This window comes from Pseudorhodoplanes sp., from assembly GCF_059499825.1.
In genome coordinates, this window is the sequence record NZ_JCABZI010000005.1 from 224,964 (window position 1) to 237,862 (window position 12,899).

The following is a 12,899-nucleotide window of genomic DNA, read 5'->3' on the forward strand; positions in this document are numbered from 1 at the left end:
AATGTTCGACCTCCCCCACACGGGGGAGGTGATCGGAGCACGTAGCGATCAGTCCCCTACTCCGCCGCCCGTCTCGCCGCGACGATCTGGTCCGCGGTGCGGCCGGTCAGCTCGGCCATATGGTCGAACTTGAAGGTGAAGGTGCCGACGCCGGCGGTGGCCGAGCGCACCTCGACAATGAGATCTCCGATTTCGGATTCCGGCATCATCGCCTTGACGCAATCCCAGCCGGGCCAGCCCTCGCGTGTATCGAAGCCGAGGATCTGACCGCGCCGTCCCGACAGGATGGCGTTGATCTTCGCCGTCGCATCGTTCGGACACGCGATCTCGACGGCATGGATCGGCTCGAGCAGCACCGGATGGCATTGCGGCAGCGCCTCGACCACGCCGATGCGGCCGGCGGTGCGAAATGCCTGATCCGAGGAATCCACCGTGTGGTAGGAACCGTCGATCAGCGTCACCGACACATCGACCACCGGAAAGCCGAGCGGTCCGTGCTTCAGCGCATCGATCACGCCTTCCTCGACCGACGGGATGTAGTTCTTCGGCACCACGCCTCCGGTAATGGTCTCGGCGAACTGGAAGCCTGAGCCGCGCGGCAGCGGCTTCACATCGAGCACCACATCGCCGAACTGCCCGTGTCCGCCGGATTGCTTCTTGTGGCGGCCGCGCTGCTGCACCTGCTTCTTGATGGTTTCGCGATAGCCGACGCTGGGCTGCCGCTTCTCGATGGCGATGCCGAAACGGTCGGTCAACCGCTCGGCCGCGACGCGCAGATGCATCTCGCCCTGCCCCCAGAGGATCACTTCGTGGGTATCGGGGTTATGCACAATGGTGATCGACGGGTCTTCGTCCGCGAGCTTGTTCAGGGCCTGGCCGAGCTTGACGTCGTCCTTGCGCTCGGTCGCGGCAATGGATAGCGCGAGCACCGGCGGATAAGGCTGCACCTCGGCGAGCCGCTTCGGATTGTCCTTGCCCGATGCGAGCGTGTCGCCGGTGCGGGCGTTGTCGAGCTTGCCGAAAGCAACGGTTTCGCCGGGCTGCGCGGCGCCGCGCTTTTCGAACGCCTGCCCCATCATCTTGAACACGCCGGAGACGCGGCCGGCTTCGCGGTCCTGCGAATTGAGCGTCGAGCCGTCGCCGATCTGCCCTGCAAGCACGCGCGCAACCGACATCTTGCCGCCATGCGCGGTGTTGATGGATTTCAGCACATAAGCCACCGCGTCGTTGCCCCTGGCGTCGACGCCAAGCCGCTTCGCCGTGGTCTCGATATTCGGCGTCTCGTGCCGCAGCGCCTTCAACAGGCGCAACACGCCGTTGGTCCGGGTGGCGACGCCGATCAGCACCGGGCAAACCAGCCCGTCGCGCAATTCCATCGCCAGATCGTCGAACACCTTGTCGCGCGGCGGCGGAATATCCTCCAGCAATTGCTCCATCAATTCGTCATCGTGGTCGGCGAGCGTCTCCAGCATGGTGAAGCGCGCGGTCTTTTCGCGCTCGAGATCCTCACCGCTGAGTTCGATCACTTCGGACGCCGTGTGTTCCTTGTAGACATGCGCGCGTTCCAGCGCGAGATCGACGAAACCGGTAATAATGTCGTTCCGCCAGATCGGGATCTGCCGCAGCAGTAATGGAATCCGCGACGCCGGCTGCAAGATCTGCAGCGTCTCGCGCAGCCGCTTGTCGGCCTTGTCGATCTTGTTGAGAAACAGGAAGTGCGGGATCTTCTGGTCTTCCAGCTCGCGCAGGACGAGCTGTAATTGCGGCACCTTCTTCTCGTCGGCTTCGCAGACCACCACCGCCGCATCGACCGCCGGCAGCGCCGCGCGCATATCATGGATGAACTCGACCGATCCGGGGCAGTCGATGAAGGTGTAGCTGTCGTCCATGAAGGTCGTGGTTGCGACCGACAATTCGACGCTCATCCCGTGATGGCGCGCTTCCTTCGAATTATCGCCGACGCTGGTGCCGGCCTCGACGCTGCCCTGACGCTGGATCGCGCCGGTCCGCGCCAGTATGGCTTCGAGCAGCGTGGTCTTTCCGCTCTGAAAGGGGCCCACCAATGCAATGCACCGGGGACCCTTCGGCCTATTGCCGTTGGTTCTGGTGCCGCCCGCATTCGCTTCCGTCATCTGCGCCTCCCTGTTGCGGAAGGGCGCGATGCAGTCCGAGTCTCGCGTTGCATTTTCCGCATCACGCCCGGTTTGGGCGCCTGACGCGAAGGGCCGGTCTTCCGGCCGTGTCAGACGCCGGACGATCATGCTCTGCGCACTTTGCGGCAAAGGCAAGGGGCGCCGGCGCGACGGTTTCACAACTTTGCTTTATGCCGCGTTGCGAAAACCGGCGGCGTTGGACGCTTCGGCGTGCGATGACCGGAACTCTGGAATGTTCAGAACCTCGGAATATCGGGAAACGCCACCTTTCCCGCTTTCACATGCATCCGGCCGAGCTCGGCGCAGCGGTGCAATTGCGGGAACACCTTACCGGGATTCAAAAGCCCCTGCGCATCGAACGCACATTTCAGCCGCTGCTGCTGGTTGAGATCGATCTCGGAAAACATCACCGGCATCAGGTCGCGCTTCTCGATGCCGACGCCGTGTTCGCCGGTGAGCACGCCGCCGACTTCAACGCACAGCCGAAGGATGTCGGAGCCGAACGCCTCCGCCTTGTCGAGTTCGCCCGGATTGTTGGCGTCATAGAGAATGAGCGGATGCAGGTTGCCGTCGCCGGCATGGAAGACATTGGCGACCTGCAGTCCGTACTTTTCGCTCATCTCGCGCATCCGTGCGAGCACCAGCGGCAAAGCCGCACGCGGGATGGTCCCGTCCATGCACAGATAGTCGGGCGAGATGCGGCCCACGGCGGGGAAAGCCGCCTTGCGTCCGGCCCAGAACAGCAGCCGCTCGTCCTCGTTCTGCGACACCCGGCAGGTCGCGGCCTTGCAGTCCCGGGCGATGGCCTCCACCCGTTCGATCAGGTGATCGACCTCGGCCTGGCCGCCGTCCAGCTCGACGATCAGCAGGGCTTCCACGTCGAGCGGATAGCCGGCATGGACGAATTGTTCGACCGCATGGATCGCGGGGCGATCCATCATCTCCATGCCGCCGGGGATGATCCCCGCGCCGATGATCCGGCCGACGCAGGCGCCGGCATCTTCCGATGTCGGAAAGCCGACCAGCAGCGCACGCGCGGTTTCCGGCTTCTTCAAGATGCGGACGGTGATCTCGGTGACGACACCAAGCAACCCTTCGGATCCGGTGATGACGCCGAGCAGGTCATAGCCCTCGGCATCGAGTTGCTTGCCGCCGAGCCGCAATATCTCGCCGGTCATCAGCACGATCTCGACGCCGAGCACATTGTTCGTGGTCATGCCGTATTTCAGGCAATGCACGCCGCCCGAATTCTCCGCGATATTGCCGCCGATGGTGCAGGCGATCTGCGACGACGGGTCCGGTGCATAGTAGAAGCCGCGATGCGCGACCGCGTTGGAAATGCCGAGATTGGTGACGCCCGGTTCGGCCACCACCACGCGATTGTCGAAATCGATCTCGCGGATCCGGCTGAATTTCGACATGCCGAGCAGGATACCGTCCTCCAGCGGCAACGCGCCGCCGGACAGCGACGTCCCCGCGCCGCGCGGCACCACCTTGATGTTGTTTTCGTGACAATAGCGCAGCACCTGCGCCACCTGCTGCGTGGTGGATGGGAGCACCACCACCAGCGGCAATTGGCGGTAGGCGGTGAGGCCGTCGGTCTCGAACGGCCGCATCTCGCGTTCGCCGGCGATCACGCCCTCGCCCGGCACGATCGCCTGCATCGCAGCGACGATCCCTTCGCGCCGCAGCAATACCTCGCGATCCGGTTCGGGCATCCGCACTGACATCGATCAATTCCTCATCGCCGATCCTGTCGCAGGTTATCCAATTGCGGCGGCTGCGGCGAGGGCGCAGAATGCGAATTCCATTCCGCGACACCGGCACAACTCACATTTCCATTCCGCTGATATCGGAGCGCCTCATGATCAAGGATATCGTCGTCAATCTGACGCCCGGCACCGAAGACGATCCCGCCTTCCGCTATGCCATGTCCCTGGCTGAGACATTCAACGCGCATGTGACCGGTGTGGCCTTTGCCTACGATCCACCCTGGCCTCCCGCCATCACCGACCTGGGAGGCGCCCAGATTCTCCAATCGGTTCTCGAGAAGAGCCGGGAGGAAGCCAGGGCCACCGCGGCGCGCTTCCAGGCTGCCGCGCAACGGTCGCAATTGTCGGTGCAGACGCTGACGCCGGAAGCCTCGTCGCCCGGCGCGGCGCAAGCCTTCGCAAATCTGGCCCGCACCTACGATCTCGCGGTCGTCAAGCAATCGAGCGGTAGTGAAGACGTGATCGCTCAGGACGTCGTCGAGGCGGTGCTGTTCAATTCGGGACGTCCGGTTCTGATCGTTCCCTATGTCCAGAAGGCCGGCTTTTCGGTGAAGCGGGTTCTGGTCTGCTGGGACGGCAGCCGCGCCTCGGCGCGGGCGGTGGCCGACAGCCTGCCACTGATCGCCCGGGCGGATAACGTGCAGGTCCTCACCGTGGTCACCGGCAAGTTCGACGAGAACGATGTGGCCGGCGCGGATATTGCCGAGCATCTGGCGCGCTACAAGCTCCGGACCGAACTGACGCGGCTACCGGCGCCCGATATCGACGTTCCGAGCGCCATTCTCTCGCATGCGGCGGATGTCGATGCGGACCTGATCGTGATGGGCGCGTATGGGCATTCTCGGCTGCGCGATTTCGTTCTCGGCGGCGCGACGCGCGGCATGCTCCAGTCGATGACGGTGCCGACCCTGATGTCGCATTAATCTCTGCGCGGCCGGGAACCCGGGACACCCTCCCCGCATTGATTGCGTTCTGCGCGTGACGTGCCGCAGGGACCATTCGTGCGCCATTCGGCTGCCTTGAGGTAGAAATGTCCTTTTCCTTCGGGATCGAGGAAGAATATTTCCTGGTCGATAGCGCGACCAAGGAGGTGGCGCGCAAGATGCCTGATGGCTTCTTCGCGGCTGCGAAAGCAGCGTTGGGCGAGCGGGTCACCGGTGAGTTTCTGCAATCGCAGATCGAGATCGTGACCGCGCCGCAAACTGATACCGAAGCAGCGCACGCGGAATTGCGCACGATGCGGCAGACGCTCGGCGCCGTCGCCAATGACTACGGCCTCGCCATCATGGCCGCCGGTACGCACCCGACCGCAATTTGGGAGCGCTCGCGGCAATCGGTCGGAGAGCGCTACGACAGCGTGATGGACGATCTGCAGATGATTGGCCGCCGCAACATGCTGTGCGGCATGCATGTGCATGTCGAACTGCCGAATCCCGATGACCGGGTCGGCGTGATGACGCGGATGCTGCCGCACATGCCGCTGTTCATCGCGCTGTCGACGTCATCGCCGTTCTGGCGCTCGCAGCCGACCGGTCTGCTCGGATACCGGCTTGCGGCATACGACGAACTGCCGCGCACCGGGCTTCCCGAATTGTTCAAGACCAAGCAGGAATTCGACGCCTATATCGACGCGCTGGTCCAGGCCGGGGTGATGCCGGACGCAAGCTATATCTGGTGGGCGGTACGTCCGTCGCTCGAACATCCAACGCTGGAATTGCGCGCGCCGGACGTCTGCACCAGCGTCGACGATGCGATCGCGATCGCCGCGCTGTATCGCGCGGTGACCCGCAGGCTGACGCTCAACCCGGCGCAGAATGCCGACATGAATGCGATCGCCCGCGCAATCGTCATCGAGAACAAATGGCGGGCGCAGCGCTACGGCGTGCGGGGCAGCTTTGCGCGGCTGGAGCGCGACGGACCGATCACCGTCGCCGAGATGCTCGAGCATGTCATCGACGAGGTGACACCGGATGCGGAAGCGCTCGGCTGCCTCGACGCTTTGCTGCATTGCCGGACCATCGTCGAAAAAGGCACCTCGGCCGACCGGCAGATGACGATTTTCGAGCAGTCTGCCGACAGCCCCGAGCAAGGCCTGCGCCGGGTGTCGGAGTGGCTGGTGGAGAGGACGGTCGCCTGATCCGGCATGAGCCGGGTGCGGCTACGCCTCCTCCGCCGCCGGCAGCGCGATCTGCACGACCACGCCGCGGGCGCGCGCGTCGACCACGCCAAGCGCGCGCAGCGACAACAGCGTGAGTGCCTGCACGGCGTCGCGCAGGCGCGCCGGATCGTCCGCACTCTCGGGCGCAAGCGGTCCGATCAATCCTTCCACCAAGGCACCGACCAGGGCCGCAGCGGCGAGGCGCACATCCTGCGCCGGCAGATGACCGGCCTGCATCGCCGCCGTGATCCGCGTCTGGAATTCCTCCGCAAGCGCACGCCGGAATGCCACCCGCACCGCTTCCACCTCGGATTCGGCGGGATCGGCGATCATCGCCCAGGCCAGTTTCCGCTGCCTGAGCGCGCGGGTGGCGAAGGTCGCAATCGCCGCGGCCAATGCCGAGAGAGGACCGGGAGCGGCCTTCCCGGCCTTGCCGATGGCCGCGATTTCGCGTTCCGCCGTGGCGCCGACCAGCGCCGTCACCAGCTCGGCCTTGGAGGGGAAATATCGGTACACGGTCCCGGTGGCGATGCCGGCACGCTCCGCCACGACCGCGACCTGCAACGCGGCCATGCCGCCTTCAGTCGCCACCGCTCGCGCCGCCGCGACAATCGCCTGATGTCGAGCCGCCTGCTTGCGAGCGATATGGGCCGTGCGCCGATAGGGCATAGATGGAGTGAATCATGATTCACCACATCGCGGCAAGTCGTCGGAGCGGCCGCTCCACGTCCCCAATCGCGCTACTTGCCGCCCAGCGCCTTGTCCCGGATCGCTTCGATCGTGGTCACTGGCGTGATCGCGCTCGGGTCGACCTTCAGATGGATGATCGCCGGCTTACCGGAGGCGCGCGCGGCCTCATAGGCCTTGGCGAAATCCGCGGTCTTCTCGACCGTGACGCCGAAGCCACCGAAGGCGCGTGCGTAAGCCGCGAAATCCGGGTTCTTCAGCGCGGTCGCAATCACGCGGCCGGGATATTCGCGCTCCTGATGCATGCGGATGGTGCCGTACATGCCGTTATCGACGATCGCGATCACCACCGGCAGATCGTATTGCACCGCGGTCATGAATTCCTGCCCGTTCATCAGGAAGTCGCCGTCGCCGGCGAGGCAGAACACGTTGCGCTCCGGATAGAGCCGCTTCATGCCGATCGCGGCCGGGACGCCGTAACCCATCGAGCCCGATGTCGGTCCGACAAAGGTGTTGAAGCGGCGCAGCCGGTAGAAGCGATGCAGCCATCCGGAGAAGTTTCCCGCTCCATTGCACAGGATGTCGTCCGGCGAGAATGTGTCGCGCAGCCACACCATGATCTCGCCGAGATTGACCGCGCCCGGCACCTCGGTCGCCTTGTCCGTGTAAGCGAGATAATCCGCATGCGCGGTCGCAGCCTCGCCCGCCCAGGGGATCGTGTTCGGCGCCTGCAGGCCTTCGAGCGCGGCGGCGAATGCCGTGGGCGACGCGTTGATCGCGAGATGCGGGCGATAGACCCGGCCGAGCTCGTTGATGTCCGGATGCACATGCACGAGCGTCTGGCGCGGCTGCGGGATCTCGAACAGCGTGTAGCTCTGGCTCGGCATTTCGCCCATCCGCGAACCGACCAGGAGCACGAGATCGGCCGCCTTCACGCGCGCCAGCAGCTTCGGGTTCGGGCTGATACCGAGATCGCCGCCGTAATTCTTGTGCGTCTGATCGAACAGATGCCCGCGGCGGAAGGTGGTGAAGACCGGCAGGTCGAAACGCTCGGCAAAACGCTGGGTGGCGGCCCAGGCTTTCTCCGACCAGCGGCTGCCGCCGAGAATCATGACCGGCCGCTGCGCCGACCAGAGCATCTTCTGTAGTCGGGACATGTCGGTGAGGCCGGGCCAGGTCTCCACCGGCTCGAACGGCGGCGCATCGGCGACCACCGCGCGCTCGGTCAACATGTCCTCCGGCAGCGCGATCACCACCGGACCGGGGCGGCCATTGGTCGCAACGTGAAAAGCGCGCGACACGATTTCCGGAATGCGCGCCGGATCGTCGATCTCGGTCGCCCATTTCGCCATGGTGCCGAACACAGCGCGGTAATCCAGCTCCTGAAATGCTTCGCGCTCGCGCATGTCGCGAGCGACCTGCCCGACGAACACGATCATCGGCGTCGAATCCTGCATCGCGATATGGATTCCCGGCGACGCATTGGTGGCGCCCGGACCACGCGTGACGAAGCAGATGCCGGGCCGGCCGGTGGCCTTGCCGACCGCTTCCGCCATCATCGCGGCGCCGCCTTCCTGGCGGCAGACGGTGAGCGTGATTGCGCGGTCATGGAATGCGTCCAGGGCGGCGAGATAGCTCTCCCCCGGCACACAGAAGGCATGGCTGACACCGTGAGCGACAAGCTGATCGACGAGGATTTCGCCGCCGGTTCGCGATCCGTCATTGCTGCGCATGGCGTGTCTCTGATCTCAATAGCGATGCGGACCGGTCGTCATGCCCACGCGTGTTACGGGCATGACGACCTTGTCCATGAAGAAAATGGCGCGGATAGTGCGCTCAGCGAATGATCGGCGCGAATTTCGCCGGGATCATCAGTTTGGTAACCTGATTTTCCAAATATCCGGCCTCGCGATTCAGTTTCAGATAGTTCTGCCATTCCGGATCGGCCTGCATGGCGGCGCGCTTTTTTTCGCGATCGCCCGCATTTTCATAGGCCCAGATATGGACGATGGTATTCAAGTCGCCGCTCTCGGCGAACATATAGGCAACGGGTTTTCCGATATGGCGCGTCTGGGCGGCAAAACCGTGTTGCTCGTAGATATCGAGATGGGCTTGCATGGTGCCCGGTCTGACGCGATAGGTTCGATGATCGATGAGCACGTGATTCCTCCGCTCAAAAACAACTACGCCCGCAGGCGCGACGGCGGCATTCTCAAGCCAGACGCGGCCGGGTCAAGTCCGGTGCCTTGACGGGGTCACACAATCGATCATGCCCGACAGCCAAACGAGCCAATCGCAGGACGCGGTCTTCGCGTTCCTGGCCGACCCGAAAACCCATGGCGGCGCCGAGGTCACGCGCATCGATACGCATGGCGCGGCCGTTTTTCTGGCCGGCGACCACGTGTTGAAGGTCAAGCGGGCGGTGAAGTTCCCGTTTCTCGATTACTCGACGCGGGACAAGCGCAAGGCCGCGTGCGAGGCGGAGTTGCGGGTCAACCGGTTGTTCGCGCCGCAGATCTATCTCGGCGTCCGTTCCATCACCAGGAATGAGGCCGGCGCCCTTTCCATCGATGGCGATGGCGAACCGGTGGAGTGGGCGCTGGAGATGCAGCGGTTCGACGAAACCGCGACGCTCGACCGGCTTGCCGAGGCCGGGACAATCGACGACCGCCTCGCCGAGGATCTGGCGCGAACCGTCGCCGCCGCCCATCGCGCGGCGCTTCCGGTCGAGGCCGATCCCTGGATCGACGCCCTGGACAGCTATATCGGCCAGAACGAACAGGCCTTCGGCGAATTTCCTGACCTGTTTCCGCCGGAGGATGCCGCGCAACTGATCGCCGAGAGCCGGCAGGCCTTTGCAAGGCTGGTACCGCTGCTGCGCCGGCGCGGCGAAGCCTTGCTGGTGCGGCACGGTCATGGCGACCTGCATCTCGGCAATATCGCGCTGATCGACGGCAAGCCGGTGCTGTTCGACGCAATCGAGTTCGATCCGCTGGTCGCTTCGGGCGATGTGCTTTACGACCTCGCTTTCCTTCTGATGGACCTCGAGGAGCGCGGGCTTTCGCGCGCGGCCAATTCCCTTCTCAACCGCTATCTGATCGAGTCCAAGCGCAATAGCGACCTCGACGCGCTTGGTACCCTGCCCTTCTTCATGTCGATGCGCGCGGCGATCCGCGCCAAGGTCACCGCCGCAAAGCGCGAGCAAGCGGACGACAAGGACAAGGCAGAGATCGAACGCAGCGCCAAGGCCTATTTCCAGCTGGCCATGCGGTTGATCACGCCGCCGCCGCCGCAACTGATTGCGGTCGGCGGACTGTCCGGCACCGGAAAATCGGTGCTGGCGCGGATGCTGGCGGCCGACATCGAGCCTGCGCCCGGCGCGGTCATCCTGCGTTCGGACATCTTGCGCAAGGCGCTGTTCGATTATCCCGAGACCGAGAAACTGCCGGAGCACGCTTACACGGCCGCAGTCACCCGGCGGGTCTATGCGGTGCTCGGCGAACGTGCGCTGCGCGTTCTGCAAGCCGGGCATTCGGCAATCGTCGATGCGGTGTTCGCGACAGCGGATGAACGCGCAAGCCTCGCCGGCATCGCAGCCGATGCCGGCATTTCGTTTCGCGGACTTTTCCTCACCGCCGATCTCGAGACGCGGATCGCGCGGGTCGGCGCGCGCGTTGGCGATGCATCCGATGCCGATGCCGATGTGGCGCGGCAGCAGGCCGGCTACGATGTCGGCGCCATCGACTGGACCGAGGTCGATGCCTCGGGCACACCGGAGGGTACGCTGGCGCGGGCGCGCGCCATACTCGGGCTGTCCGCCTGACCTGTTGCGGGTCTTACCAGCCGGCCGCTCGCATCGACGCTACGATCGCGATCCCGCAGGCCAACGCCAGAAACTCGTTGCGTCGCCAGATCATCACCAGCGCCACCGCGGTCATCGCCACGGCGGCCGACAGCCCTTCCTTCAGGATCACCGGCAGGATCAGTGCCGCCACCACCGAACCGGGCAGCGCCTCCAGCATGCGCATGATGCGCGGCGTCACCGTGACGCGTCCCATCATCCAGAAGCCGGCAATGCGCGTGAATGCGCTCATCGCCGCCATGGCCGCGATGACATAAAACACGCCGTGCGACAGCGGTTCATTCATCGCCGAGCAAGCCTCCGGCGATGGCGCCCGCCAGCGTGCCGGCGATGATGTACCAGAAGCCCGGCAGCACATACTGCACCGCAATCGCGACCAGACCGGCAATCGCCCAGGGCAATGATCGCCGCGTGCTCTCGAACATCGGCGCCAATAACGCGACGAAATAGAGCGGCAGGATCATGTCGACGCCATAGGGCCTCGGATTGGCGAGCAGGCTGCCGAAAATCTGTCCGATGGCGGTCGCCGGAACGAAGGTCAGCCAGATGATCAACCCGCCGCCGAACAGGAAGCCGGCGTCGGCGCCGCCCTCGCGCCGGTAGCGCAGCGTCGATACCCAGTTAGAGTCGGTCAGGATGTAGAGACCCGGATAGACCTGCAGCGGCGGCGCGCTGGCCAGCCACGGCCGCATCGATGCGCTCATCAGCAGCATGCGCAAATTGATAACCAGCGCCGTGAACGCAATCGTCAGCACCAGCGCCGGCGTGATCTGTGGCGACCAGAGTTCCATCGAGGCGATCTGCGCCACGCCTGCAAACACGATCCCGCTCATCACCACGGCTTCAAGCGTGGTCAACCCGCGTTCGGCCGCAAGCGCGCCGAAGGCTGCGCCGAACAGCGCGACGCCGGGCAGCGCCGGGACGATGCTCAGGGCGCCGGCGCGGACACCGTCAAGGCTCCAAATCGGCGGAGGCCCACCGTCGCTGGGTTCAGTTTGCATGGAGGTCATGCCCGGAAAGGGGTCTCGCGCTCTAGCAAAGCCGCTCCGGCTGGGCAATCTTGGCGGCTGCAACCCACCCCTGCCTCAGCCCTCCCATGCTCCGTCCCCTGCCCCGCGTCGCGATTGCGACGGCCGGTTTCACCGCGATGCTCAACATGTACGCACCGCAGGCGGTGCTGCCGTTGATGTCGGAGGAATTCGGCGTAGGGCCCGCCGCCATCAGCCAGATCATGACGGTGAGCGCGCTTGCGGTCGCGCTGACCGCCCCGTTCACCGGCGTGATCGCTGACGTGCTCGGGCGGCGTTTCGTCATCGCGATTGCGATCGCGCTGCTGGTCATTCCCGGCGTGATGATGGGCTTCTCGCAAAGCCTGGAAGCCCTGCTGGTCTGGCGCTTCGTGCAGGGCCTGCTGCTGCCGCCGATCTTTGCGGTATCGGTCGCCTATATCGGTGCCGAATGGCCGGCGAGCGAAGCCACAGCGGTGACCGGGACCTTCATCGCCGCCACCGCCGTCGGCGGCTTCGGCGGGCGCATGATCACCGCGGCGCTGGCGGAGCCGATCGGCTGGCGGGAGGCCCTGCTGGCCGATGCCGCGCTGACCGCCCTGTGCGCGCTGGTCGTGATCGCGCTCTTGCCGCGCGAGCGCAGTTTCGTGCACGGCACCACGCTGGCCACGTCGCTGCGCCAGATGATGAAGCATGTGCGCAACCCGCGCCTGCTCGCCACCTTCGGCGTCGGCTTCGGCATCATGTTCAACTTCCTGGCCGCCTTCACCTATCTCGGCTTTCGCCTGGCGGCGCCGCCGTTCAGCCTGTCGACCGCCGCGATCGGCGCGGTGTTCGTCACCTATCTGATCAGCATCGTGACCGCGCCATTCACCGGGTTGCTGGTCTCACATCTGGGCCGACGCAGATTCGGAATGATTGCGCTGTCGGTCTGGATGGGCGGCATCCTGCTGACGCTGGCGCCGTCGCTGCCGGTGATCATCGTCGGCCTGTGCATGATCACCGGCTCCGGCTTCTATGTGCAGGTCTGCTGCCAGAGTTTCGTCGCCACGAATGCGCGCGAAGGCAACTCGTCAGCGGTCGGCCTCTACGTCACCTCGTTCTATATCGGCGGCAGCTTCGGCGGCCTCATTCCCGGGCTGCTCTGGAGCACGACTGGATGGCCGGGCGTGGTCGGGCTGATCGCCGGCATGCTGCTGGTGATGGCAGGACTGGTCCGCTTCGCCTGGCGCGATGCGTAGGACAGGAGTCGCAAGCCAT

The 12,899-nt window shown here is 65.0% G+C and carries 11 protein-coding genes; 5 read left to right on the forward strand and 6 right to left on the reverse strand.

Going from position 1 to position 12,899, the window contains the following annotated elements:
* Positions 1 to 56 precede the first annotated feature (56 nt).
* Together AC5I5I_RS08235 and AC5I5I_RS08240 are read right to left on the reverse strand one after the other, a co-directional pair.
* Positions 57 to 2,132, reverse strand: a complete 2,076-nt coding sequence (locus AC5I5I_RS08235; RefSeq protein WP_495971776.1) for an elongation factor G — start codon at positions 2,130 to 2,132, stop codon at positions 57 to 59.
* A gap of 257 nt (positions 2,133 to 2,389) precedes the next feature.
* Complete coding sequence (locus tag AC5I5I_RS08240; protein WP_495971778.1) at positions 2,390 to 3,883, reverse strand: FAD-linked oxidase C-terminal domain-containing protein; 1,494 nt, start codon at positions 3,881 to 3,883, stop codon at positions 2,390 to 2,392.
* 134 nt (positions 3,884 to 4,017) lie between these two features.
* Between AC5I5I_RS08240 and AC5I5I_RS08245 the strand changes: the two genes are divergently transcribed.
* Both AC5I5I_RS08245 and AC5I5I_RS08250 read left to right on the forward strand, forming a co-directional pair.
* The gene (locus AC5I5I_RS08245; protein ID WP_495971779.1) at positions 4,018 to 4,848 is read left to right on the forward strand and encodes a universal stress protein; all 831 of its coding nucleotides are present in this window, start codon (positions 4,018 to 4,020) and stop codon (positions 4,846 to 4,848) included.
* Positions 4,849 to 4,955: 107 nt separating this feature from the next.
* Positions 4,956 to 6,062 (forward strand): carboxylate-amine ligase, encoded by a 1,107-nt coding sequence (locus AC5I5I_RS08250; protein ID WP_495971781.1) that lies wholly within the window; start codon positions 4,956 to 4,958, stop codon positions 6,060 to 6,062.
* A gap of 21 nt (positions 6,063 to 6,083) precedes the next feature.
* Here AC5I5I_RS08250 and AC5I5I_RS08255 read toward each other — a convergent pair whose 3' ends face one another.
* Both AC5I5I_RS08255 and AC5I5I_RS08260 read right to left on the reverse strand, forming a co-directional pair.
* Positions 6,084 to 6,752: a TetR/AcrR family transcriptional regulator gene (locus AC5I5I_RS08255; protein ID WP_495971783.1), complete on the reverse strand. Its 669-nt coding sequence runs from the start codon at positions 6,750 to 6,752 to the stop codon at positions 6,084 to 6,086.
* Between the two features lie 71 nt (positions 6,753 to 6,823).
* On the reverse strand, positions 6,824 to 8,503 hold the full coding sequence (locus AC5I5I_RS08260; RefSeq protein ID WP_495971785.1) for a thiamine pyrophosphate-binding protein: 1,680 nt from the start codon (positions 8,501 to 8,503) through the stop codon (positions 6,824 to 6,826).
* A 40-nt stretch (positions 8,504 to 8,543) separates the two neighbouring features.
* Between AC5I5I_RS08260 and AC5I5I_RS08265 the strand changes: the two genes are divergently transcribed.
* Both AC5I5I_RS08265 and AC5I5I_RS08270 read left to right on the forward strand, forming a co-directional pair.
* Positions 8,544 to 9,020, forward strand: coding sequence for a hypothetical protein (locus tag AC5I5I_RS08265; RefSeq protein WP_495971787.1), 477 nt, complete (start codon positions 8,544 to 8,546; stop codon positions 9,018 to 9,020).
* Between the two features lie 19 nt (positions 9,021 to 9,039).
* Complete coding sequence (locus AC5I5I_RS08270; RefSeq protein ID WP_495971789.1) at positions 9,040 to 10,593, forward strand: bifunctional aminoglycoside phosphotransferase/ATP-binding protein; 1,554 nt, start codon at positions 9,040 to 9,042, stop codon at positions 10,591 to 10,593.
* Between the two features lie 13 nt (positions 10,594 to 10,606).
* Here the strand turns inward: AC5I5I_RS08270 and AC5I5I_RS08275 are convergent, their stop codons facing one another.
* Together AC5I5I_RS08275 and AC5I5I_RS08280 are read right to left on the reverse strand one after the other, a co-directional pair.
* Positions 10,607 to 10,918, reverse strand: coding sequence for an AzlD family protein (locus tag AC5I5I_RS08275; protein WP_495971791.1), 312 nt, complete (start codon positions 10,916 to 10,918; stop codon positions 10,607 to 10,609).
* Positions 10,911 to 11,633 (reverse strand): AzlC family ABC transporter permease, encoded by a 723-nt coding sequence (locus tag AC5I5I_RS08280; protein WP_495971793.1) that lies wholly within the window; start codon positions 11,631 to 11,633, stop codon positions 10,911 to 10,913. The genes AC5I5I_RS08275 and AC5I5I_RS08280 overlap by 8 nt, the downstream gene beginning before the upstream one ends.
* A 95-nt stretch (positions 11,634 to 11,728) precedes the next feature.
* On the opposite strand from AC5I5I_RS08280, the gene AC5I5I_RS08285 reads away from it, so the two are divergent.
* The gene (locus tag AC5I5I_RS08285; RefSeq protein WP_495971795.1) at positions 11,729 to 12,880 is read left to right on the forward strand and encodes an MFS transporter; all 1,152 of its coding nucleotides are present in this window, start codon (positions 11,729 to 11,731) and stop codon (positions 12,878 to 12,880) included.
* Positions 12,881 to 12,899 lie beyond the last annotated feature (19 nt).

What these genes read in the sequence shown, in the direction of transcription:
- AC5I5I_RS08270 (WP_495971789.1), top strand. Translation starts at nt 9,040, where the DNA reads ATGCCCGACAGCCAAACGAGCCAATCGCAGGACGCGGTCTTCGCGTTC.
- AC5I5I_RS08280 (WP_495971793.1), bottom strand. Translation starts at nt 11,633, where the DNA reads ATGCAAACTGAACCCAGCGACGGTGGGCCTCCGCCGATTTGGAGCCTT.
- AC5I5I_RS08265 (WP_495971787.1), top strand. Translation starts at nt 8,544, where the DNA reads ATGCCCACGCGTGTTACGGGCATGACGACCTTGTCCATGAAGAAAATG.
- AC5I5I_RS08235 (WP_495971776.1), bottom strand. Translation starts at nt 2,132, where the DNA reads ATGACGGAAGCGAATGCGGGCGGCACCAGAACCAACGGCAATAGGCCG.
- AC5I5I_RS08245 (WP_495971779.1), top strand. Translation starts at nt 4,018, where the DNA reads ATGATCAAGGATATCGTCGTCAATCTGACGCCCGGCACCGAAGACGAT.
- AC5I5I_RS08240 (WP_495971778.1), bottom strand. Translation starts at nt 3,883, where the DNA reads ATGTCAGTGCGGATGCCCGAACCGGATCGCGAGGTATTGCTGCGGCGC.
- AC5I5I_RS08255 (WP_495971783.1), bottom strand. Translation starts at nt 6,752, where the DNA reads ATGCCCTATCGGCGCACGGCCCATATCGCTCGCAAGCAGGCGGCTCGA.
- AC5I5I_RS08260 (WP_495971785.1), bottom strand. Translation starts at nt 8,503, where the DNA reads ATGCGCAGCAATGACGGATCGCGAACCGGCGGCGAAATCCTCGTCGAT.
- AC5I5I_RS08285 (WP_495971795.1), top strand. Translation starts at nt 11,729, where the DNA reads ATGCTCCGTCCCCTGCCCCGCGTCGCGATTGCGACGGCCGGTTTCACC.
- AC5I5I_RS08275 (WP_495971791.1), bottom strand. Translation starts at nt 10,918, where the DNA reads ATGAATGAACCGCTGTCGCACGGCGTGTTTTATGTCATCGCGGCCATG.
- AC5I5I_RS08250 (WP_495971781.1), top strand. Translation starts at nt 4,956, where the DNA reads ATGTCCTTTTCCTTCGGGATCGAGGAAGAATATTTCCTGGTCGATAGC.